The organism is Sphingomonas faeni (assembly GCF_023195535.1).
GTDB classification, from domain to species: domain Bacteria; phylum Pseudomonadota; class Alphaproteobacteria; order Sphingomonadales; family Sphingomonadaceae; genus Sphingomonas; species Sphingomonas faeni_B.
On the sequence record NZ_JALPNF010000003.1, the window covers coordinates 65,565 to 88,420 of the forward strand.

General features: G+C 66.3%; 14 protein-coding genes. 4 read left to right on the top strand and 10 right to left on the bottom strand.

Translation table 11 applies throughout. The annotated features are described in order from the left end of the window. Window positions 1-325: 325 nt before the first annotated feature. The gene (locus tag SPHN_RS07630; RefSeq protein WP_248522535.1) at window positions 326-2,488 is read right to left on the bottom strand and encodes a TonB-dependent siderophore receptor; all 2,163 of its coding nucleotides are present in this window, start codon (window positions 2,486-2,488) and stop codon (window positions 326-328) included. Between the two features lie 195 nt (window positions 2,489-2,683). Here SPHN_RS07630 and SPHN_RS07635 point away from each other — a divergent pair, with 195 nt between their 5' ends. Continuing rightward, window positions 2,684-3,055 carry a hypothetical protein gene (locus SPHN_RS07635; RefSeq protein ID WP_248522537.1) on the top strand — a complete coding sequence of 124 codons (372 nt, stop codon included), beginning with the start codon at window positions 2,684-2,686 and terminating at the stop codon, window positions 3,053-3,055. A gap of 344 nt (window positions 3,056-3,399) precedes the next feature. Here SPHN_RS07635 and SPHN_RS07640 read toward each other — a convergent pair whose 3' ends face one another. Then, on the bottom strand, window positions 3,400-5,046 hold the full coding sequence (locus SPHN_RS07640; RefSeq protein WP_248522539.1) for a Na+/H+ antiporter: 1,647 nt from the start codon (window positions 5,044-5,046) through the stop codon (window positions 3,400-3,402). A 198-nt stretch (window positions 5,047-5,244) separates the two neighbouring features. Between SPHN_RS07640 and SPHN_RS07645 the strand changes: the two genes are divergently transcribed. Beyond that, window positions 5,245-5,394 carry a hypothetical protein gene (locus SPHN_RS07645; protein WP_248522541.1) on the top strand — a complete coding sequence of 50 codons (150 nt, stop codon included), beginning with the start codon at window positions 5,245-5,247 and terminating at the stop codon, window positions 5,392-5,394. 262 nt (window positions 5,395-5,656) lie between these two features. Here the strand turns inward: SPHN_RS07645 and SPHN_RS07650 are convergent, their stop codons facing one another. The 3 genes from SPHN_RS07650 to bamA all read right to left on the bottom strand — a co-directional run bounded on the left by SPHN_RS07650 (window position 5,657) and on the right by bamA (window position 9,620). Further along, window positions 5,657-6,559 (bottom strand): Gfo/Idh/MocA family protein, encoded by a 903-nt coding sequence (locus tag SPHN_RS07650; RefSeq protein ID WP_248522542.1) that lies wholly within the window; start codon window positions 6,557-6,559, stop codon window positions 5,657-5,659. Window positions 6,560-6,570: 11 nt separating this feature from the next. Further along, complete coding sequence (locus tag SPHN_RS07655) at window positions 6,571-6,870, bottom strand: putative quinol monooxygenase (RefSeq protein ID WP_248522544.1); 300 nt, start codon at window positions 6,868-6,870, stop codon at window positions 6,571-6,573. A 134-nt stretch (window positions 6,871-7,004) separates the two neighbouring features. Next, the gene (gene bamA, locus SPHN_RS07660) at window positions 7,005-9,620 is read right to left on the bottom strand and encodes an outer membrane protein assembly factor BamA (protein WP_432715066.1); all 2,616 of its coding nucleotides are present in this window, start codon (window positions 9,618-9,620) and stop codon (window positions 7,005-7,007) included. Between the two features lie 253 nt (window positions 9,621-9,873). On the opposite strand from bamA, the gene SPHN_RS07665 reads away from it, so the two are divergent. Together SPHN_RS07665 and SPHN_RS07670 are read left to right on the top strand one after the other, a co-directional pair. After that, window positions 9,874-10,200, top strand: a complete 327-nt coding sequence (locus SPHN_RS07665) for a hypothetical protein (protein WP_056416154.1) — start codon at window positions 9,874-9,876, stop codon at window positions 10,198-10,200. A gap of 394 nt (window positions 10,201-10,594) precedes the next feature. Continuing rightward, complete coding sequence (locus SPHN_RS07670; protein WP_248522548.1) at window positions 10,595-13,444, top strand: TonB-dependent receptor domain-containing protein; 2,850 nt, start codon at window positions 10,595-10,597, stop codon at window positions 13,442-13,444. 172 nt (window positions 13,445-13,616) lie between these two features. On the opposite strand, the gene SPHN_RS07675 is transcribed toward SPHN_RS07670, so the two are convergent. The 5 genes from SPHN_RS07675 to SPHN_RS07695 all read right to left on the bottom strand — a co-directional run bounded on the left by SPHN_RS07675 (window position 13,617) and on the right by SPHN_RS07695 (window position 22,822). After that, on the bottom strand, window positions 13,617-16,181 hold the full coding sequence (locus SPHN_RS07675) for a TonB-dependent receptor (RefSeq protein ID WP_248522549.1): 2,565 nt from the start codon (window positions 16,179-16,181) through the stop codon (window positions 13,617-13,619). 213 nt (window positions 16,182-16,394) lie between these two features. Beyond that, entirely contained in the window at window positions 16,395-18,092 is a 1,698-nt protein-coding gene (gene nagE, locus SPHN_RS07680; protein WP_248522551.1) for an N-acetylglucosamine-specific PTS transporter subunit IIBC, read from the bottom strand. Next, complete coding sequence (ptsP, locus tag SPHN_RS07685; protein WP_248522554.1) at window positions 18,089-20,662, bottom strand: phosphoenolpyruvate--protein phosphotransferase; 2,574 nt, start codon at window positions 20,660-20,662, stop codon at window positions 18,089-18,091. The genes nagE and ptsP overlap by 4 nt, the downstream gene beginning before the upstream one ends. 4 nt (window positions 20,663-20,666) lie before the next feature. Further along, window positions 20,667-21,818 (bottom strand): N-acetylglucosamine-6-phosphate deacetylase, encoded by a 1,152-nt coding sequence (gene nagA / locus SPHN_RS07690; RefSeq protein ID WP_248522555.1) that lies wholly within the window; start codon window positions 21,816-21,818, stop codon window positions 20,667-20,669. Beyond that, a complete protein-coding gene (locus SPHN_RS07695; protein ID WP_248522969.1) occupies window positions 21,815-22,822 on the bottom strand; it encodes an SIS domain-containing protein in 1,008 nt (335 codons plus the stop codon). The genes nagA and SPHN_RS07695 overlap by 4 nt, the downstream gene beginning before the upstream one ends. Between the last annotated feature and the right edge of the window lie 34 nt (window positions 22,823-22,856).

Genomic DNA, 22,856 nt, shown 5'->3' on the forward strand with positions numbered 1-22,856 from the left:
GGAAACCGGGGTCCTTACGTGTACGCGTACGAGGGTGGCGGCGTCGGGGTGGCCGCGTCAACCCGGGGACGATCCGGAATGACGTGCATCAAGTGCCGTCGCAGTGACCGGTTTTCCAGAGGGGGCGGTTAATCTCCGAGGGGAATTGGTTGTCGGGGGCGGGATTCAAAGTGTCGAAACCGAACGATCCTCCCCTCGCAAGGGGGTAGGTGTCGCCGTAGGTGACGGAGGGGGAGGATACAGAACATCGGTTTCGCTTTCCTCCCCCTCCGTCTGGCAAGCACCAGCCACCTCCCCCTGGCGGGGGAGGATCGTAAGGGTGGGGTCAGAAGCGGTAGCCGATCGTCGCCTGGACGGTGCGGCGGTTGCCGTACCAGCACCAGTTATAGTTGGCGAAGCACGACGTCAGATACTTCTTGTCGAAGATGTTGGCGCCGTTGACCGCGAGGCTGAGTCCGCGCAGCGACGGCGCGAACTTCTCCAGGTCGTACCGCACCAGCGCATCGTACACGGTGTAGGAGGGGCTGTTGCGGCCCTCGGTTTCGCCCGGCGTGACGCCGGCATAGACCTGGTCGACATGGCGCATCGCCCCGCCGATCGTCAGCCCCGCGAGCGCACCCTCGGGCGGGGTCCAGTCGAGCGCAAGCGTCGTCCCGCCGCGTCCGACGGTTTCCAGCCCGCGCCCGATGCGCGACGGATCGTTCGCGTCCTGCGTGACCTTGACCCGCTGGCGGCTATAGGCGACGCGGGCATTGAAGCCGTAGGGCAGCGGCGCGGTGCCCTCGAACTCGACACCCTGCGAGCGGACCTTGCCGGTCTGCGTCGACACCGAGAAGGTCGGCGTCGAGGTCAGCACGTTGGTCTGATCGATCCGGAACCAGGCGCCCGACAACAGGATGGGCGTGCCCGGAACGCTGAACTTGGCGCCGGCTTCGAGCTGCTTGCCGAGTGACGGATCGGCGATGCCGAAACTCCCGTCGGGACGCAGCACGGTGCCGCCCTGCTGTTCGAACGAGGTCGAATAGCTGACATACGGCGCCAGCCCGAACGGCAGCGTGTAGAGCGCGGCGGCACGGTAGGTGAACTTCTCGTCGTGCTTGACGCCGAGATCGATCTGCTCTGCCCGGGCCCAGTCCTGGCGCCCGCTGAGGACGACACGGAGATCACCGAGCGCCATCTGGTCCTGGGCATACAGCCCTTGCTGGCGCTGGCGGATCGCGGTGTAACCCGCAAACGGATCGGGCACTGCCGCGGGGGTCCGCGGGACCGTCACGGTGCCGTAGACTGGCGCGTAGCCGTTCAGTGAGGGGGCCGATCCGAACGCGAAGTCTTCGATCGAATGCGCGACCTGGCGATCGACGCCGAACAGCAGCGTGTGCTTGATCGGTCCGGTCTGGACGGTGCCGGTCAGCTGGTTGTCGAACGTCCAGTTGTTGAGCTGCTCGCGCGTCGCGTAGGATGCGCGGAGATAGGTCTGCTGGGTCGGATCGGTCGCGTCGAGGCCGCCGGCGGTGTAGATCAGGCCGAGGTTCGCCTTCACATACTGGTACCGGCCCGACGAGCGGAACGCCCAGCCGCCGCCGAAATCATGGCGGAAGATGTACGTGAGCGCGGCCTGTTCGCGGCTGAAGCGGTTGCCCTCCTCGCCGCCGTCGAAGCTGGTCGGGAGCTTGCCATTGGGGTTCGTCAGCAACGTGCCGCTGGCCGGAAACACGCCGTAGGTGCCGTTGTGCGGATCGTGCGAATAGGTGCCGAGCAGCGTGAAGCTGGTCGTGCTGCCCGCGCCCGCGGTTACCGCGGCGGAGACCGTCTGGCGCGCGCGCTTGCCGAACTTCTGCTGGGTGTCGGCACCGTTGGCGCTGCCGTTGATCCGCCACAAGACGCCTTCGCCCGCACGGCCGCCGAGATCGGCATCGACGCGGTAGAGATCGTAATTGCCGTAGGTGCCGCTGATCGCGCCGTACAGCGGCTGATCGAGCGGCAGCTTGCTCGATTCGGCGACAAGGCCGCCCGGGCTCGACTGGCCGTAGAGCACGGAGGCGGGGCCCTTGATGACCTCGATCCGGTCGAGCCGCGACACGTCGACCTGCGGCACCGCATAGCCGGATGGGCTGCCGAACTGCTTCAGCCCGTCGAGATAGACCGGCGCGTCGAACCCGCGCAGCTTGAACTGGTCGTAGACTTCCGCGCTGGCCCCGCGCGTCTCCGGGGTAACGCCGGCGACGAAGCGCAGTGCCTGGTTGAGGTTCTGCAGGCTGCGACCGGCGATGTCGTCGCTGGTGATGACGCTGATCGACTGCGGCGTTTCGGCGAGCGGGGTGTCCGTCTTGGTGCCCGACGACGCCTGGCTGCGTGCATGCTGCCCGGTGACGACGACGATTCCGGTATCGGCGGTCGTCATCCCTGCGTCTGTCGCGGTTTGTGCCAGGCCGGGCGCTGCTGTCGTTGCCGAGGCCAGCAGGACGGCTATGCCGAAACGTCGTGTCATGGGATCCCTTTCGTAATCCGGCTCGGCTACCGTTCATGATAACTATTATCAATAGCGAATATGGCACGGGGTGATCGGCGCCGTAACCTGTGATATCGGCGCATCACTTTGCGCGGTTATGCCGGGCGACTTGCACAGCCGACGGTTCGGCATCACCACGGGCCGGGATCGTCGGGCAGATGGAACAGACAGGTCATGAACGAACGGAATTTGGCTGTAGAGATCGCGACGGCGGGCGATGCCGCATGGTTCGCGAAAGAACTGTCCCGCCGATTGCGGATCCGCAACATGGTGCCGGGCGAGTTTCCCGATGTCACCGGCCCGGCGCCGGTCGGGATGGCGTGGCGGACGATCGTGCTGGAAGCACAACCTGGAGCGCGGAGCCGTCAGGCGATCGCGTTGTCGATCGGCACGTCGCTGGAGGCGCTGGACGACGACGCACTCTACGCGTTGTTCGTCCAGGTCGCGCCAGCGGGAGCACGCGCAATGATTGCCCGGCTTCGAAAGCTCAAAATGCCCGACTCCACCGCCGCTCTGGCTGCCCCGGCACGACCCGCGGACGGCTAAGATTTCGGGGATGCCTGGTTCCCGCGGTCGACCACGGTGCGCGACGGACATGATTTGGACACATATCGGACCAAGCGAGCCTGACGCGTGACGGACCGTGCTTCCGCTTCGAGGATCTGATGCTAGCTTATCGTCAGCGATGCGCGCCGAATGGCGCTGCGTCCTTGGCGCCCCACCCGGATACGAGAGTGTCGCACGGACGGGTGGGGCGCCATCGTTCACCAAAAGTTTACCAAGTGGCGGCATAGCGGCGGCAGAGGAGTCGCCTAGTAACGCGTACCTTCTGCGCTCCGCCGGTTTCAGTCACACGGACAGGCGGAGCGCAAATCCTCGCTCGGTCGGCGCTATGCAAGTCCCTGGCGCGACAGCCGCGCATCGATCAGGTCGAGCTCTCGGCCCAATTGCTCCGCCAGCGTCACGCCGATTTCCCGCCGTCTCGCCAGATCGAAGATCGCGTTGCGCTCTGCGCGAACCGCGGCAAGGCGCATATCGCGTTCGATCGGTGCATCGGCCTGACCGGTGCGATCTTCCGGCAGCGTCGCCAAGCTGTCGATCCGTTCCCGGTATTGATCCATCAGCCGCGCGGCGATGTCGGTGAACCGGTCCGGATCGTCACGGCCCTCCGCCATCTGGTGCTGGACGCGGTCGAGTTCGGCGATCGCGGCCTTGGCTGAAACCAGCCGAGCGCGGTCACGTGCCGCCGCCACGCCTTCGTCGGGCGGCAGGTTCAGGCCTCGTAGCAACAGTGGCAGGGCGATCGCGGCGATCACGAGCGACGACAGGATCACGCCCGACGCGAGGAAGATCACCAAATCGCGCGCTGGGAATGGCGTCCCGTCGTTCAACGTCAGTGGCAGGGTCAGCGCGCCCGCCAACGTGATCGCGCCGCGCGCACCAGCCGCGGACATTGCCGCAATGATTCGGCGTGGCGGGCTGACCGCTTCGTCGTTGCGGCGGCGTGCACGCAGCACGGTGAACTGCATCGACACCCACACCCACGCATAGCGCAATACCGCCAGGCCGAGCACCACCGCAAAGACATAGATCGCCAGCCACCACGGGCTGACGTGCCCGGTGGTGGTCACCGTATCGCGCGCGCGGACGAACACTTCCGGTAATTGCTCACCGAGCAGGACGAAAATCACGCCGTTCAGCGTGAACTGCAGCATATCCCATACCGCGCGCCGACGAATCCGCGTGCCCGCCGCGACGCTGGTCGTTGCGCCGGTAAAGGTCATGGCGATCCCGGCGGCGGCGGCGGCCAGAACGCCCGAGGCATGAACGTGCTCGGCGGCGAGGTAGGCGGCGAACGGGATCAGCAGGCTGACCAGGATGTTCGACCCGGTCTCGTCGCCGAACTGGCGCGCGAACGCCGCCTTGCTCGCGACGATCGCCCAAGTCACGCCGACACCGATCGCGACACCGGCAAGCGCCATCCACGCGAAGGTCAGTGTGGCCTCGCCGAGCGAAAAGCTACCGGTCAGCACCGCAGCGATCGCGAACCGCACGCAGACGAGCCCGGAGGCGTCGTTCAGCAGCGCTTCGCCCTCCAATATGTGCATCATCCGCTTCGGGATCGGTGCTTTTTGCGCGACCGCCGACACCGCGATCGGATCGGTCGGCGACACGACCGCCGCCAGCGCGAACGCGACGCCGAGCGGCATTGTCGGGATCAGCCAGTGGATGAACAGCCCCATGCCCAGAACCGTGAGGAAGACGAGCCCGAGCGCCAGCCCGAGCACCGCGCCGCGATCACGAAACAGCTCGTCCTTGGGGATTCTCCAGCCGTCCAGGAACAGCAAGGGCGGCACCAGCAGCAGGAAGAACAGCTCGGGATCGAGCTCGACGCGGACATGCGCGACCATCCCGATCAAGGCGCCGAGCGCGATCTGGACGAGCGGCCGCGGCAGTGCGGAGGGCAACATCCGCGACGCCATCCCGCTGATGACGACCGCGAGCAACAGGAACAGGCACAGGGTTACGATCTGCAAAACGGCGGGCCCTCGGATGACGTGGAGGTATCCCTATACATGAATCGATGGCGTTTTGGGGATCGCATGGTCGGCGTTCCCGTCTGCTCCCGGCCATTGGCGGACACCGTCTCAAGCTGCCACAGTAGATCCTGATGCGCTTGCGTTCCCTATGGTGTGCTTTGGCCTTATCCGCTTGCGCGGACGGCCGGAGCATGGATGAAGCGGCTTTCCGAACAGTCGCAGGTTCCTGCGGCATATCAAATCTGCTGTTTTTGCGAGTTGCAGAACGTAGTGACCGCCGAACTGATCACTATCTCTTACCGTTTCGTCGGTTCTATCGCTGGTGGCGCGAAAGAAGATCGCTAAATCAGGGTATGGTCCGGCGTTGCATAGTAGATTTTCCAGTACGGATCGGCGGCATCGGTGGTTATGGTCGCGAACCTAATATTAAGGACGATCGCAAGCGGTCGCTGCTAAATCGAAAGTTCGATTGCTTGAAAAAGGAGATTTCACGCTTTGGTGTCATCGTAACCTCAAAATCCATAGCAATTGTCGACTAAATATAGCTGTAATTTCTAACGTCTGCTTTCCTTCCCGACCCGGACAGCCCGTGGAAGACCGGCTGACCCTATTGCTTGCCCGCTTCCGCATGGCGGACGATGTCTTCGCAGAGGCGGTGGGTGGCGAGGATGTCTTCGGCGGGGGTGGGACGGGCTTCGCGGACGCCGGCGAGGAAGTCGGCGCACATCGCGTCGAAGCCGCGCTGGCGGGTGACCGGGGTCCAGTCGCCGCGACGGGCATGCGTCTCGGTGCCGTTCTGGTCGCGGGTCTCGGACAGGTTGAGGACCGAGCGGCGGCGGTCGCCACCGATGATGTCGAGCCGCTCCTCGTCGAGCCCGGATTCGCGCTGCATCGTGCCGATCGCGTGATGGCCATCGCCGGCGAGCGTCAGCGTGACGCCGCTCAGTAAACCGTCGCGGACGATCGTCTCGATCTGCGTCCGCTCGATCGGGCCGGGGGCGAGGAACCGCAGCGTGTCGACGACGTGGATGAAATCGTCGAACACGGTGCGGCGGGGCGTGTCGGGCTGCGCGTGGCGGTGCTTCTGCATCAGCATGAACGCGCGGGGTTCGCTGCGCAGCGCGGCATAATCAGGGGCGAAGCGGCGGTTGAACCCGATGGCGAGAAGGCGGTCCTGGCGGTGCGCGAGATCGACCAGCCGTGCGGCCGCGTCGAACGTATCCGCGAGCGGCTTGTCGACCAGCACCGCGGCACCGTGGGCAAGCAGCGTCTCAACCATCGCGGGGTGCGCGGGCGTCGCCGAATGGACGAACGCGGCATCGAAGCGCGTCGCGGACAGCGCCGCGTCGAGGCTGTCGTGAAGATGCGCGATCCGGTAGGTCGCGCCGAGTGCGGCGAGCACATCGCGGTTGCGCGTGGCGAGGTGGAGCTCGATCCCCGGCATCGCGGCCAACACCGGGAGATAGGCTTTGCGCGCGATGTCGCCGAGCCCCGCCATCACGACGCGCATCGTCCGCTCGCTCAGGCGGCGACGTCGACGGCGTGCGTCTGGATGATCACCGGGCGCGCGGCGGCAAGATCGCGCGCGGCGAGGCCGAACGCCTTGAAATGATCGGACGCCATGTGGTGCTGGACCGCGGTGTCGTCGGCGTAGAGTTCGTTGAAGACGTAGCGGCGTTCGCCATCCGCCTCGCGCCACAGGTCGTAGTGCAGCACGCCCGGCTCGGCGCGCGACGCGGCGACGCAAATGCGGGCGGCCTCGACGAACGCATCCTCGCTGCCGGGCTTCACGGTGACGAAGGCGATGATCTTCACGGACATGGCGGCATCCTCTTTGAGTTTGCCCGCGTTCTGGCGGGATCGGGAGAGCGCGGCAAGCGCCGTGATTCCGGCAGGCCGACCTCACGTCTGGCGACCTCCCGATCTTCCCCGGGGCGGGGGACGATCGATGCCCGTTAGAACTGCCCGCCGACGTTGAAGGTGATCAGCTTGCTGTCGTCGCCGGGCGCCTTGAGGAGCGCCTTGGCCAGATCGATCCGCAAGGGGCCGAACGGCGAGGTCCAGTTGACGCCGACGCCGACCGACAGGCGCGGGCTGGCGGTGTTGCCCGAATAGGTCTCCTTATAGGTGCCGAGCGAATAGGTGTAGGGCGTGCCGGTGTTGGTCGTGGTGCTGGCGCCGGCCGTATCGAGATACAGAAGGTCGCCCGCCGTGTTGGTATATTGGCGCGTGCCGGCAACGCACGCGACCGACGTCGCGTTGGCGGTCGCGCAGGTGTCGGTGAGAGTCGGCGTTTTGCCGCCGAACACCGCGCCGACGTCCATATAGATCGACGGACGAAGCCCCAGCTCGCGCGCGCCGGCGCCGAGCGGCAGTTCGAGCTCGAGGCGAGCCTGGTAATAGGCGGTGCCGCCGAGCGCGGTCTGCGTGTTGGAGCTGTTGGTGCTCGACAGCGTCGCAGGCACCGTCGACGTATCGTAATAGGTGCGCGTCACGCGGGGGCCGACGCCGCGGATGTCGAAGCCGCGCATCTGCGGATCGCCGAGATAGAAGCGGTCGGTCAGCCGGACGTCCTGCCCCAGTCCCTTGATATACCCGCCCTCGGCATGCGCCGACAGGATGAAGCTCGACCCGAGGTTCATGTACTTGGTGTAGTTGGCGGTGCTGCGGATGTATTTGGTGTCGCCACCGAGCCCGGCGAAGTCCTGGCTGACGCTGAACTTGCTGCCCTTGGTCGGGCGGACGCGGCTGTTGGTGTTGTCGAACACCAGCGAATAGCCGATCGACGAGGTCCAGCGATTGCCGACCGCGTCGCACAAATACGTGCCGGCGATCCCGGGATCGCAGATGCCGTTGGTGTAATAGGTGTCCTCGTCGAGCGTGACCTGGTCGTAGGACAGCCCATAGCGCGCAGTGGCCGACCAATATTCGGTGAGCGGAACGGCCGCGCGGATCTGGAAGCCGGTCGAGACCTGTTCGTAGGTGGTGTCGTTGCTGTCGCCGGTGGTGCTGTACGAGCTGTAGTCGCGGCGGAAGATGTCGCCGCCGAGCGCCACGTTGGTGTCGAACATATACGGCTCGGTAAAGCCCAGGCTGACCGATTTCGAGTAGCTCGACAAGCTGGCGTTCGCGCGCAGTTCCTGGCCCATGCCGCGGAAATTGCGCTGCGTGATGCTGGCCGAGGCGATGAAGCTTTCGAGGCTCGAATAGCCTGCCGACAGCTGCAGCTCGCCGCTCGATTTCTCCTCCAGGTTGGTCTCCAGGATCACGCGGTCGGGCGCCGAGCCCGGCAGCTGCTTGATCGTCATCTTGTCCTGGAAATAGCCGAGCGAGTTGATCCGGTCCTCCGACCGCTTGACCTGGAAGCTGTTGAAGGCGTCGCCCTCCGCCAGGCGGATCTCGCGGCGGACGACCTTGTCCTTGGTCTGCGTGTTGCCGTTGATCTCGACGCGCTCGACATAGGTGCGCTTGGCTTCGGCGATGTTGAAGTTGATCCCCATCGTCAGCGTGTCGGCGTCCTTCTGGAACTCCGGGTTCACTTCCGAAAAGGCATAGCCGAACAGGCCCGCGGTCTGGCTCAGATTGTCGACCGAATCCTCGACGAGCTTGGCATTGTACCAGTCACCCTTCTTGAGCGGCAGCGTGGCCGCCAGCTTCTTGCTGTCGAAGTCGCGGATCTGGCTGTCGACGCTGACGTCGCCGAATTTGTAGCGTTTCCCCTCCTCGACCACATAGGTGATGATGAAGTCCTTCTTGTCGGGCGTCAGTTCGGCGACGGCGGAGGTCACGCGGAAATCGGCATAGCCTTGCGTCAGATAGAATTGCCGTAGCTTCTGCTGGTCGTAGCTGAGGCGGTCCTGGTCGTAGCTGGTCGCCGACGACAACAGGCGGCTCAGGCGCGCCTGCTTGGTCGCCATCTGCGCGCGGATCTGGCTTTCCGAAAACACGGTGTTGCCGAGGATGTTGATCTGGCGGACCTTGGACTTGGGACCCTCGCTGACGACGAACACGACATCGACCCGGTTCTGGTCGAGCGTCACCATCTTCGGGTCGATGACCGCGGCGAACCGGCCCTGGCGGCGGTAGAGTTCGAGGATCCGCGCGATATCCTGGCGGACTGCGGTGCGCGTGAAGATCTGGCGCGGGGCGAGCTTGATCTCTTTCGTGATCTTGTCGCTCTTCAGCGCCTTGTTGCCCTCGATCAGGATGCGGTTGATGATCGGGTTCTCGCGCACGCGCAGCACGATGTTGCCGTCCGCGACACCCGCGATCGAATAATCGGCGAACAGGTCGCTGGCCTGCAAATCCTTGAGTGCCTGGTCGAGCGTCTCGGTGGTATAGGGCTTGCCGACGCGCAGCTTGGTGTAGCTGAGGACGGTTTCCGCCTCGATCCGCTGCGCGCCCTCGACCCGGAGCGTCTTGATCGTGCGGCCGACGGGCAGGGGGGCCGGGGCGGTAGACCTGAGGGGCTGCCCGGGGGGCGGTCCGGGGGTCTGGGCGGCAGCGACCGGCGTCGCCAGTGTTCCAGCCATGGCCAAGGCCAGGGAACCGGCGCCTAAATCGAACATCATGCCTGCGTCTCCGGGAGTGAGCCGCGGCGCTATGGGGAGCATGTTTCCCCGGGATGTTCCCGTGTTTCGCCAGATCGCAGGCGTGCAACATATCGCCTCGGCCACGCCGCGGCCGCCGCCCGTCCGGCCCGCCGGAACGCGCATATGTCGCAGGCGTGTCACGGATCGCCCGCGGGGACATTTCCAGGACATTCCCGCGGCCTAGCTACTGCCCCGCAGGCCGCTGCCGCGCCTGCTTCAGGAAAGGCCGATCATGCGCGTTGCCATCAAGGGTGTATCCGCACCCGACCCCATCCGTCCCGCCGCCTCGCCGCCGATCGTCGACAATCCCTTCGCGCCCGAAATCTTCGCGACCGGGTTCGCCGGGCTGGCGAATTTGAGCGGCGTGATCGTGCTGACGCTGGAGAGCGCGCGCTGCGACCATACCCGCCAGCCGCCGGGCATCGACCGTGTCGTCGTCGGCCGGATCGCGCTCACCAGCAGCGCCGCGCAGGATCTGGTCGCGGGGCTCAACCAGTTCCTCGAACAGCAGGGGTTGAGCCCGTCCAAGGCGATCGCCGGCGGGGCGACGTTCCAGTGAGCGGGGGGCCAGTGAGCGGGGCGGACTATCCCTCGATCTGCCGGACGGTCCGGTTCGACGCCGTCGCGCGGCCCGGCCAGGCGATCGCCAAACGCGCGCGCTGGACCGCGCAGCCCCTGTCGGATGTCCGGCCCCGGCGTCTGGTCGTCGCGAAGAGTGTGGGCTGGTCCGCCATCCGTTACAATCTTGTAACAACTGTAACGGTATGACAGTTTGATGAAAGGGCATGAATAGAACCGTGTTCGCAAGACGACACCCGGCGGCCTAATCCGGCGAACACTGGAACACCGCTTGTCGCGCGGGAAATCGCATCGCAAACCTGAGTGGCGGACCTTATCCGTACCCCACAACATCTGCCGCGGCGGTCAAGGATCGCGGTTCAGGGAGTATATTCATGCGTCTCGATTTCCGCGCACGCCTTTTGGCGTCCTCTCTCCTGTTGGGTATCGCCGGCCCGGCCTGGGCCCAGACTGCAGACCCTCTGCCCGCCGATCCTGCCCCCGCTGCCGTCACGCCTGCCTCCGCGGGTCAGGCGGAACCCGCGGACGGCGACACGATCGTCGTGACCGGTTCGCGGCTTGGTGGCGAAAGCCTCAGGCAGGCCTCGCCGATCTCGGTCGTCAGCGCCAAGGAGATCGCGCTGTCGGGCCAGATCAACGTCGAGAGCGTCCTCAAGGACCTGCCGCAGTTGATCCCCAGCACGACTGGTGCCTCGAACAACCCAGGCGGCGGCGTCGCGACCGCGGATCTGCGCGGGCTCGGTTCGACGCGTACGCTCGTGCTCGTCAACAATCGCCGGTACGTCGCGTATGATTCGAACCAGGTCGTCGATCTGAACACCATCCCGGCGGCGCTGATCGAGCGGGTCGACATCGTCACCGGCGGCCGCTCGGCGGTCTATGGGTCGGATGCGATCTCGGGCGTCGTCAACTTCGTGATGAAGAAGGACTTCAGCGGCGTTCAGGCCAATGCGAACTACCGCATCAACGAGGCGGGCGACGGCGGCACCTTAAACGGCAACCTGCTGCTCGGCGGCAATTTCGAAGATGGCCGCGGCAACGCGACGATCTATTTCGATTACACCAAGCGCAACGGCATCCTCCAGTCGGCGCGCGACTATTCGAAGCAGGCGCTGGTCGACGATGGCGACGGCAACCTGATCGCGGGCGGCTCGGGCTCGATCGAAGGCACGCGCTTCGCGCTTGGCGGCGTCAACCGCAAGTTCGAGACCGACGGCAGCTACACGCCGTACAACGCATCGACCGACGCGTATAACTATGCCCCCGCGAACTATCTCCAGGTCCCGCAGGAGCGGTTCCTGATGAGTGCGCAGACGCATTACGAGGTCAGCCCTGCGCTGAACGTGTATGCCGAGGGCCAGTTCATCAACAACCGCGTGAAGAACCAGCTCGCGCCGACGCCGTTCACCGGATCGGTCGCGCTCGACGTGGATTCGTCGTTCCTGTCGGCCGGCTCGCAGTCGCTCCTTCGCGGTCTCGACACCGACGGCGACGGCTATGTCACCTCGACGATCTACCGCCGCCTGACCGAAGTCGGTTCGCGTGTGTCGAACCTTGACAACACCGCCTATCGCGCGGTGCTCGGCGCCAATGGCGATATCGGCGGCGGCTGGAACTACGACGCCTATTACAGCTACTCGCGCACCAAATCGACCGAGACCCAGTCGGGCAACGTCTCGCGCAGCCGCGTGCTGCAGGCGCTGCGCACGACCTATGATGCCAGCGGCAATCTGGTCTGCTCGGATACCAGCAACGGGTGCGTACCGCTCAACATCTTCGGCACGGGCAACATCAGTGCGGCCGCCGCCGATTTCATCACCATCCCGGCGCAGAACACCAGCACGATCAGCGAGCAGGTCGCCAGCGCGTCGATCTCTAACCGCAACCTGTTCGATCTGGGCGCAGGCCCCGTCGGTATCGTGTTCGGCACCGAATATCGCCGTGAGCACGGCAGCTACAATCCCGACTTCGCGCTGTCGTCGGGTGACGTCGTCGGCTTCAACGCTGGCGAAGGCCTGAGCGGGGGCTATGACGTCAAGGAAGCCTATACCGAAGTCGCGGTGCCGCTGCTGGCGAACATCCCGCTGATCAAGAAGCTCGAGGTGAACGGCGCGTACCGCTATTCCTATTATTCGACCGCGGCGAAGTCGGTGAACACCTATTCGGGTGGCGTAGTGTGGTCGCTGATCGACGACCTCTCGCTGCGCGGCCAATATTCGCGCGCCGTCCGGGCACCGACCGTGTCCGATCTTTACAGCGGGTCGTCGCAGGATTTCCCGGCGGCAACCGATCCGTGCACGACCGCGGTCGCGGTGACGAACACCAACCTCAACGCCAGCTGCCTTTCGACGGGCGTCCCGGCCTCGCTGATCGGTACCGCCTATGACGGCGGCAGCACGCAGATCCAGACGGTCAACGGCGGCAACCCCGCGCTGCGCGAGGAAACCTCCGACACCTATACGGGCGGCATCGTGCTGCAGCCGCGCTTCCTGCCGCGCTTCTCGCTGACGGTGGATTACTACAAGATCAAGATCGCCAACTACATCTCGACGGTCGGCACCACAAACCTGATCCGCGCCTGCTACGGCGATGCGGACAACGGGTATACGCCGTACAACGCCAGCTATTGCTCGTCGCTGCCGCGCGATTCCAACAGCTATGCGATCACCGATGCGGTCAACACGCTGGCCAATACCGGCGGCGTGACCACCCGCGGCGTCGATTTCGAGGCGCGCTACGGCCTGCCGCTCGGCTTCGGCGCGTTCGGGGCGGATACGAGCAAGCTCGACTTCCGGCTCAGCGGGACGCGGTTGATCGCGTTCAACTACAACCCGCTCGCCGCCATTCCCGATCTGACGATCAACTGCGCGGGCAAGTTCGGCCAGACCTGCGGCAATCCCTATGCAAAGTGGCGGCTGTCGGGGCGGACGACCTATTCAACCGGTCCGGTGACCGTGTCGGTGCTCTATCGCTATCTGTCGCCGGTGAAGGACGACGACAGCGGCACGATCTATGCCGTCGAGCGGATCAAGGCGTATCATTATTTCGACCTGACCGCGGCGTTCGACATCAAGCCGGGCTTCACCTGGTCGGTCGGCGTCAACAACATGTTCAACAAGAAGCCGCCGATCCTGGGCGACAACCAGGAGCAGGCGAACACCTATCCGTCGACCTACGACCCGTACGGCCGGGCCTTCTTCGTCAGCACGAACGTCAAGTTCTAGGAGACCCTGTCCCTCTCCCCCCGCAAGGGGAGGGGGCAGCGCTGATGGACACGAAAAAGGGCGGGGTGGTCACCACCCCGCCCTTTTTCGTGCGCCGCCTTCGGCGACCCGACGCGAAGGTCGCCCCGTCATTCAGCAGGAGTCACCCCGCAGGACGACGGGGCGGTGTGGGTCAGAACTCGAAGTGGACCGAACCGATCACGGTGCGCGGCGCGCCGAAGGTGTAGCGCGTGGTGCTCGCCGACGAGGTGCCCGTGCTCAGATTGCCGAAATAGCGTTCGTTGAACAGGTTCGAGACGTTCAGCTGGAAGAACGTCTTGTCGAGCCCGGCAAACGCCAGGTCGAACCGCGCGTCGAGATCGACCGTGGTATAGCCCGCCGCGATCAGGTCGTTGACGTCGGTGACGTAACGCTGGCCGACATGCTTGACCTGTGCGCCGATCGAAACCGGATCGAACGATGCCTGGACGCGCCCGCCATATTGCCATTTGGGCGTCTCGACGACGAACTTGCCCGCGGTCGCCGCGGTGATCGCGCCGGTGGTCGGGTCGACCGCATCGTCCTGTAGCTTCGCATCGATGTACGAGGCGAACCCATAGAGCGAGATGTTGCGGATCGGGGTGATGCCGAGGCTCGCATCGACGCCCTTGCTCTTGACCGTGCCGACGTTGCGATCGGTGGTCAGCGTGCCACCGCCCTCGAGCGTGGTCAGCGTCGAGATGATGCGGTTGTCGTAATGGATGTACCAGCCCGCCAGCTGCGCCTGGATCAGCCGCGACGAATAGCGCAGCCCGAGATCGAACGAGTCGGTCTTTTCGGGCTTCACCTCGGCCACGGGCGAGATCTTGACGTCGTCGAACGCGTACAGATTGTCGGTGCGCGGTGCCGAGAAGCCCTTGGCGTAGCTGGCGAAGATGCTCGCATTCGGGGTGAAGGCATAGGTCATGCCGACGTTCGGCAGCACCGCGTTGTACGACTTGATGCGGTTCTTGTAGGGCGCGCCGTACGTGGCCGTGGTCGCGTTGGCGGCAACCTGCTCGGCGGTTTGCGACGTGCAATAGCCGTCGCTCGAATTGCCGGGGATCGTGTAACAATAATTGGTGAGGTTGCGGCGGAAGAACGGTGCGCGCAGGCCCAGCGTCAGCTTCAGCGCATCACCGAAATACGAGCCGCGATACTCGCCCGAAACCTGGTGGAGGATCGCGTAGGACAGGCGGTTGCGCTTGTTGACGACGTTGCCGGCGGCATCGAGAATCGCCGAACTGCCTTCGCCGTCGAGCGCGCTGAACACATCGTACGGATTGCCGTTTGCATCGAGCAGGCTGGCCTCGCCGGTCTGGCGATGGCGGGCGCGGTCCCACGTATAGGCGAAGCGGACCGCGTTGTCGGCGTCGATGTCATAGCGCAGCCCGGCGATCGCGGTGAAGCGCTGCGTGCGGGTGTTCGACGGGAAATACGCACGGACATAGTCGAGCGTGTCGCCATCGCCGTTGATGTCGACGCCCGCCGCGGTCCCTGCGCCCAATCGCTGAAGCTGATAGGTGTAGACGCTGGTCGCCGCCGCCGTGCCCGCGGCATTGGTCGCGTTCGCATTGCTCTCGGCGAATACCGCCGACCCGCCGCCATTGGCGCGCGTAAAGCTGTACGCACCGTCGAACGTGAAGACGAGCTTGTCGGTCAGCGTATAGCGCGAGTTGACCCGGAAATTGCCGGTATTCGATGGGTTGATCGCCGTCGACGCCGCATTCCCGCACGACGACCGGTCGTTCTGGCTGGTGCCGTTGACGCCGCTCGCCGAGGGCAGCGAACAGCTGGCGTCGTAGAGATACGCGTTGGTCTTGTCGTCGAACACCGTGTCGTAATGCGCGTTGTTCAGGTCGAGCGTGTACGGCGTCGCGGCGCTGACCCCGGTCGTCGGCACGACCGTCGTGCCGAGCGTGGTGCGGATGTTGGCCAGCGTCGGGTTGCTGTACGAGCTGTTGCGGTTCTGGTTGTAGTTCGCGCCGAACGCGATGAAGTCGCCCTTGCTGCCGATCGGCTGGTACAGCTTGGCATTATATTGCTGCCGGTTGATCTCGCCCGAGCCGCGGAACTGGTCGTAGCGTTGCTCGCTGGCGGACACCCAGGCCTTGGTCCCGAACGAGGTTAACACGCCGGTATCGATCTTGGCGAAGACGCGGTTCATGTCGTTGGTGCCGTGCGAATAGGCGACGGTCGCGCCCAGCCTGTCCTTCGGCATCACCGACCGGTAATTGACCGTGCCGCCCGACGCGCTGGCGGTCGGTGAATCGACGTCGGTCGCGCCGAAATTGACGTTGACCTGCTCGATCAGCTCGGGATCGAGCTGCTGGTTCGAATAGATCGCGTAATTGCCTGAGTCGTTGAGCGGAATACCGTCGAACGTCAGCGAGATGCGGTTGCCGTCGAACCCGCGGATCCGCAGCTGACCGCCCGAGCCGCCATAGGGATCGCTGTTGGTGAAGTTGACGCCGGGCACCAGGTTGATCGTGTCGAGGATCGTCTGGCCGGGCGTGCGACGCTCGATCAGTTCCTGAGTCAGGACCGCCTTCGCCTTTGGTGTATCGGGCGTCTGGATGCCGTTGACGTCGGGCTTAGCCCGCGATCCGCTGACGACGATGTCCGATTCCGCATCCACCGTGCCGGTCGACTGCGCCTGCGCCATCGCTGGCAGGACCAGCGTCGCGAGTGCCGCGCCGCAGAATAAAGTCTTGCGCATCTAAACCCCTTTAAAGATCGATCGAGCTGCGACGCGATGATTGCGGTCGCAGTGCGATCGATCCGATATGGAGCGAAGATGACAGTATAGGGTCTATTGGCGGGCGCCGATGTTTTCGCGGCGCGCTGTTGTAGCGATATCCCGGTATGTGTCCCAACGTGTCACATATCTTGCAGCGGTGCTTCGATATCGAAGGACTTTGCTACGGATGTATCATGCAACGACCGTCGCATGCGGGGTCATCAGCAGATGCAGCAGCCCGGGAGCGGGGCGGGCGATCGCGTGAACGCCGAGGGCCTTGAGCGCCGGGGCCGAGGCGCGGTCGGCGTCCTTGAGGCGAATGCGCAGGCGCGTGCCGTGCTGCGTCGCCGCCTCGACATTGTCCGCGCCGCCGAGCGCTGCGAGCGTCTCCGGGGTCAAGCGGATGTCGGCGAGCTTGGCGGCGGGGGCGATCGCTGCTGGTGCCGTACCACCTGCTGCGATGGCATCGCGGATCTCGACCGCGACCGAATCGGCGATCGGGCCGAGAACGATCTGGAGTGCATTGGCCGATGGACGGATCAGGCCACGGGCGCCGAGGGCCTTGAGACGGGCTTCATCGACCGCACCCTGGTCCGCGACGATCAGGCGCAGGCGGGTCGTGCACGCGCCGACGCTGGTGAGGTTCGTCGCACCACCCAAGGCCTCGGCGAAGGCGGCGCCGCGTTCGCTCTTGGCGACCGCCGCGGCGGCTACCGGCGCATCGCGCTCGCGGCCGGGGGTGGGCAAGTCGAGGCGCTTGATGACGGTGCGGAACAGGACGTAGTAGATCGCGGCATAGGCGAGGCCGACCGGGATCAGCAGCAGCGGCTTGGTCGCCTTGCCGTAGTTCAGCACGTAATCGAACAGCCCGGCGGAGAAGCCGAAGCCCAATTTCACGCCGAGCGCATCCATCAGCGCCATCGACACGCCGGTCAGCACCGCGTGGATCGCGTAGAGCACCGGCGCGAGGAACATGAAGCTGAACTCGATCGGCTCGGTCACGCCGGTCAGTGCCGAGGTTAGCGCGAGGCTGAGCAGCATGCCGCCGACCGCTTTTCGGCGCTCGGGTAGTGCGGCGTGGTACATTGCGAGGCAGGCGGCGGGCAGGCCGAACATCATTACCGGGAAGAACCCGGCCATGAACGCGCCCGCGGTCGGATCGCCTGCGAAGAAGCGCCGCAGGTCGCCCGTGGTGCCCTGGTAATCGCCGGCGACGAACCAGACGATGTTGTTGAGCAGATGGTGCAGCCCGGTGACGAGCAGCAGGCGGTTGAGCAGGCCGAACGCGAACAGGCCGAACCCGCCCGCGCCGCTGATCCCGTAGCTGAGGCCGTCGATGCCGGTGCTGAGCGCGCCGAAGCCAAGGCCGACGACGATGCCGAGCACTAGCCCTGCGACGCCGCTGACGATCGGTACGAACCGGCGCCCGCCGAAGAAGGCGAGATATTCAGGGAGCGCGATTGCGGAGAAGCGATTGTAGAAACTGCCGCCGATCAGGCCGGAGAGGATGCCGATCGGAACGTCCAAACGCGCGATCGCTTTGGCCTTCCACGCCGCGGTGGCGAGTGCGATCGTGTCGCCGGTCAGGCCTTTCAACGCGTCGGCGGGGACGGTCATCAGCGCTTGCGCTCCCTGCGTCGTGACGAGGTAGCAGACCACGCCGGCGAGACAGGCGGCGCCGTTGCCGTCGCGCGCGAACCCGGTCGCGACGCCGATCGCGAACAGCAGGCCGAGGTGCGAGAAGATCGCGTCGCCGGCGGCGCTGAGCACCGCGATGTCGAGCAGGTCCGGCTGGCCCAGGCGCAGCAACAGGCCGGCGACGGGGAGCACCGCGATCGGCAGCATGAGCGCGCGGCCGAGCGGCTGGAGGGCTTCGAGCACGGACTTCATGGGCGGAAACTCCGGGCGAGCGTTCGCACGTCCGCGGCTGAAATGCAGTTCATGGCGGCCGCGGCATGGGCGCGGCAGGCGTCGATCGTGAGCGTCGCGACCAGCGCCTTGATCTCGGGGACGAGTGCGGGCGCGGACGAGAGTTCGGTGACGCCGAGGCCGATCAAGATCGGTACCGCGAGCGGATCGGACGCGAGGCCACCGCACACGCCGGTCCATTTGCCGTGGACTGCGCCGCCTTCGCAGGTCCGCGCGATCAGCCGCAGCACGGCGGGGTGGAGCCCGTCGAGGTCGCTGGCGACCGTCGGATTGCCGCGGTCCATCGCGAGCGCGTACTGCGTCAGGTCGTTAGTGCCGATCGAGAGGAAGTCGGCTTCGCTGGCAAGCAGGTCGGCGGTGATCGCGGCGGCGGGTGTCTCGATCATGATGCCGAGGGCGACGTGCTCGGTGTGTCCGGTCGCGGCGGCTGCGGCGTCGAGTGCTTTGCGGACCGCGCGGAGTTCGGCGAGGCTCGCGATCATCGGCACCATGATGCGGCACTGGCCGGCGGGGCGGACCGCGAGGATCGCGCGCAACTGGGCGTCGAGCATCTCGGGATGGGCGAGGCCGACGCGGATGCCGCGCAGGCCGAGCGCCGGGTTCTCTTCCGCGGCGATCGGTAGGTAGGGGGCGGGCTTGTCGCCGCCGATGTCGAGCAGGCGGACGATGAGTGGGCGACCGTCGAGCGTGTCGGCGATGCGCTGGTAATCGGCGGTCTGTTCCTCGACGCTGGGGGCGCTGTCGCGTTCGAGGAACAGGAATTCGGTGCGAAGCAGGCCGCAGCCTTCGGCGCCGTTGCGGACCGCGGAGTCGGCATCGTCGGCCGAGCCGAGATTGGCAAAGGCTTCGATGCGAACGCCGTCCTGCGTGCGGCATTCGCGCGCGGCGTTGGCGAGCGCGGCGCGGCGGCGTTCGGTCTGGGCGTCGAACGCGGTTTGGGCGGTCGCCAGCGTCTCGGCATCGGGGGCGACGTGGAGCAGGCCTGCGCCGGCGTCGAGGATCAGCGGGGTGCCCGCGGTGATCTCGGCAAGCGCCGGGCCGGCTGCGACGAGGGCTGGGAGCCCCATCGTCGCGGCGAGGATCGCGACGTGCGAGGTCGGGCCGCCGCGCTCGACGCAGAAGCCGACGATCGACGCGGTGTCGAGGCCGAGCAGGTGCGAGGGTAGCAGGTCGTCTGCTAGCAGGATCGTGCCGGGCGGGAAGCTGAGGCGCTCGTCGAGGTCTTCGCCGGCGAGGGCGCGCAGCACCTGGCGTTCGAGATCGAGCATGTCGTCGGCGCGCTCGGCCAGACGCGCGTCACCGGTCGCTTTGAGCGCGTCGGCCTGCGCACGGATCGCGGTGCGCCAGGCGTAGGCGGCGCTGTCGCCTTGCGCGATCGCGGCGTGTGCAGCGGCGGTCAGAGTCGGGTCATCGAGGAGCGCGGTATGCGCCGTGAGGATCGCGCGTTCGGCGCCAGTCGCGGTCCCCGATTTGGTGGCGAGGCGCGTGGTGACGGTGGCGAGCGCCGCATCGAGCGCGGCGCGTTCGGTGGTCGCGTCCGCCCCTTCGCGGGTCACGGTGATCTCGGCGAGGCGGAAGAGCCCTGCCTGGCCGATTGCGATTCCGGGGGATGCGGTGACGCCGGGCAGGCGGCCATCGGCGGGGAGGGTTGTGGCCGGCTTGCGCGCTTCTTGTTCCCCCGCGGAGGCGGGGGCCCAGGACCCAGCGGCGCTACCGTTCGTGGCTTCTGGGCCCCCGCCTTCGCGGGGGAACTTCGAAGTGGCGGGCGCGGGCGCCCTCTCGCCCATGCCGCCGAGGATAAGGTCGCCGATCGCGGCGAGCGCGTCGGCGGCATCTGGGCCAGTGGCTGCAAGCGTGATCTCGTCACCGAGTTTTACTCCCAGCGCCATCAGCGCGACGGGACTGCGGACATTGCCGTCGCGCTCGTCCTTGGAGATCTTGACCTCGGACACGAACTTCCGCGCGGTCTCGCCGATCCGGGCTGCGGGGCGGGCGTGGATGCCGTGGACCAAAGGCACGACGATCGTGCGGCGGACGGTGTCGCCTTCGACCACGGCTACATCGGCTGAATCGCGCGGCTCCAGCGTCATCATCGCCTCGCCGACGCCGACCAGTCGGTCAGTCTCACGACGGACGATCGTGAAGCGCTCGGGGTTGGTGACGATCACTGGCGTGATCACCGCCCGCGCCTCGCAGACCAGCAGGTCGAGATCGAAGCGGATCAGCGGATCGCCGCGCTGGACGGTTGCGCCTTCGACGACGCACGGCGTGAACCCGCGCCCACCGAGCGCCACCGTGTCGAGCCCGATGTGCATCAGGATCTCGGCACCCTCGGGCGTGCGCAGCGTGATTGCGTGGCCGCTGGCGTGCACGCTGAGCACGACCGCGTCGCACGGCGCGTGCAGGCAGTCGCCGGTCGGGTCGACGGCGATCCCGTCGCCCATCATCCGTTCGGCGAAGACCGGGTCGGGGACCGCCTCGAGAGGCGATGCCCAGCCCTGGAGGGGCGACGTCAGGATGATAGGCTTCATGGCTTTACGTCCTGCCTGCGACCAGTTGGCCGCCGATCCATGTACCCGCGGGCATCAGGTCGGCGGTGAGCGCGACCCAGTCGGCGCGCAAGCCGGGGGCGAGCGCACCACGCTCATGGCCGAGGCCGAGGAAGGCGGCGGGGTTGGTCGCCGCCATCGCCGCAGCGGTCGGCAGATCGGCGTGCGTCCGCGCGACGAAATTGCGGACTGCGCCGGCCATGTCGAGATCGGAGCCGGCGAGCGTCCCGTCCTCGCCGAAGCACTTGCCGTCCTCGACATGGATCAGTCGACCTTGCAGGCGGAAATCCTTGTCGACCGCGCCGACCGACGGCATCGCGTCACTGACCAGCATTAGCCGGTCGTTGGGCCGTGCGTTGAGCGCGAGGCGGAGCGCCGCGTCGTGGACATGGAGACCGTCGGCGATCAGCCCGCAATAGACATGGCGATCGTCGAGTGCGGCGCCGACCACGCCCGGCGCGCGGTGGAGCAGCGGCGACATCGCGTTGAACAGATGCGTGATCCCGCTGAGGCCCGCGCCGACCGCATCGATGATCGTCTCATAGTCCGCATCGGTGTGGCCCGCGCTGACGATCACGCCGCCCTCGACCAGCCGCGCGATCGACGCCGCATCGGTCAGCTCGGGTGCCAGCGTCACCATCACGCGACCCTTGCGCGGACGAATCAGCAGCTCGATCATCGCATCGTCGAGCAGCCGGAACTTGGCCGAATCGTGGATCCCTTTGCGCGACGGGTTGATCCACGGGCCCTCGATATGCGCGCCGACCACACCGGGAACACCGGCGAGGATCGCCGCGTCCATCGCGTCGAGCGTCGCCGCGATCACCTCGGGCGTGTCGCTGATCAGCGTCGGCATGAACGCGGTCGTGCCATACGGCACATGCGCGGCACCGATCGCGGCGATGCCTTCGACGGTCGGCTGGTCGTTGAGCAGCACGCCGCCGCCGCCGTTGACCTGCGTGTCGATGAACCCGGGGACGAGCCAGCCGCCGCCAAGGTCGATCGCCTCGGACGCGATCCGCTCGAGCGGGGTGATCAACGCGATCCGGTCACCGACGACGCGGATCGTCGCACCGTTCAGCAGGCCGTCGTGCGTGACGACGGTGCCGTTGACGACATGAAACTGGGACTCGCTCATACCGTCTTCGTCACCTTGCTGAGATGCAGCGGCGCGTCGGGGTTGAGCCCGCGACGCAGCGAGAGGGCATTGGCCATGCGGTAGAAGCTCTGGATCATGAGGATCGGCTCGATCGCCGGATGCGCGGTGTAGGCGGCGGGGGCGGTTTCGCCGTTCGCCTTCGCATCGGCGAGGCAGACGCGGGCGCCACGTGCGGCAAACTCGGCGGCGGCGTCGCGCACGCCATCGCCCGCGGCGTCGGAGGTAGCGAACGCGATCACCGGGAAGCCGTCGTTGACGATCGCCATCGGCCCGTGGCGGACTTCGGCGGCGCTGAACGCCTCGGCATGAAGCGCGCAGGTTTCCTTGAGCTTCAACGCCGCTTCCTGCGCGATGCCGTAGCCATAACCGCGACCGATCACGAACAGGTTGTTGGCGTCGGCCAGCGCATCGACCACCGACGTCCAGTTCGCGCCGAACGCGAGCGCCAGCATGTCGGGCAGCGTGTCGATCGCCTTGGTCAGCGCGTCGTTCCGCGACCACGCCGCGGTCAGGGCTGCGAATGCCGCGAGCGCGCAGATATAGGATTTGGTCGCCGCGACCGAACGCTCAGGCCCGGCCTTCAGCGCGATCATCGTGTCGGCCATCTCGGCGAGCGGCGACGACTCGTCGTTGACGAACGCGACGACATGCGCGCCGGCCGTCTGATAGGCGGACACGGTGGCGAGCAGATCGGGGCTCCGACCGCTCTGGGATACCGCGATCACCAGTGCGGTGCCGGGTGCCATCGGTGCGGCATAGACCGACGACACCGACGGCGCGGCCGACGCGACCGGCACGCCGAGCAGAGTCTCGATCAGGTATTTGCCGTAAGTTGCTGCATGATCCGACGACCCGCGCGCACACGTCACGACCACGGCTGGCGGCGCGGCGCGGAGACGCTCGCCGAGTGCCGCCAGCGCCTCGCGGTTGGCGGCGAGCAGCCGCGCGACGGCATCGGCAGCTTCGGCGGCTTCGCTGAACATCAGCGTCGGCGTCGACGCAGTAGTAATCTCGGTC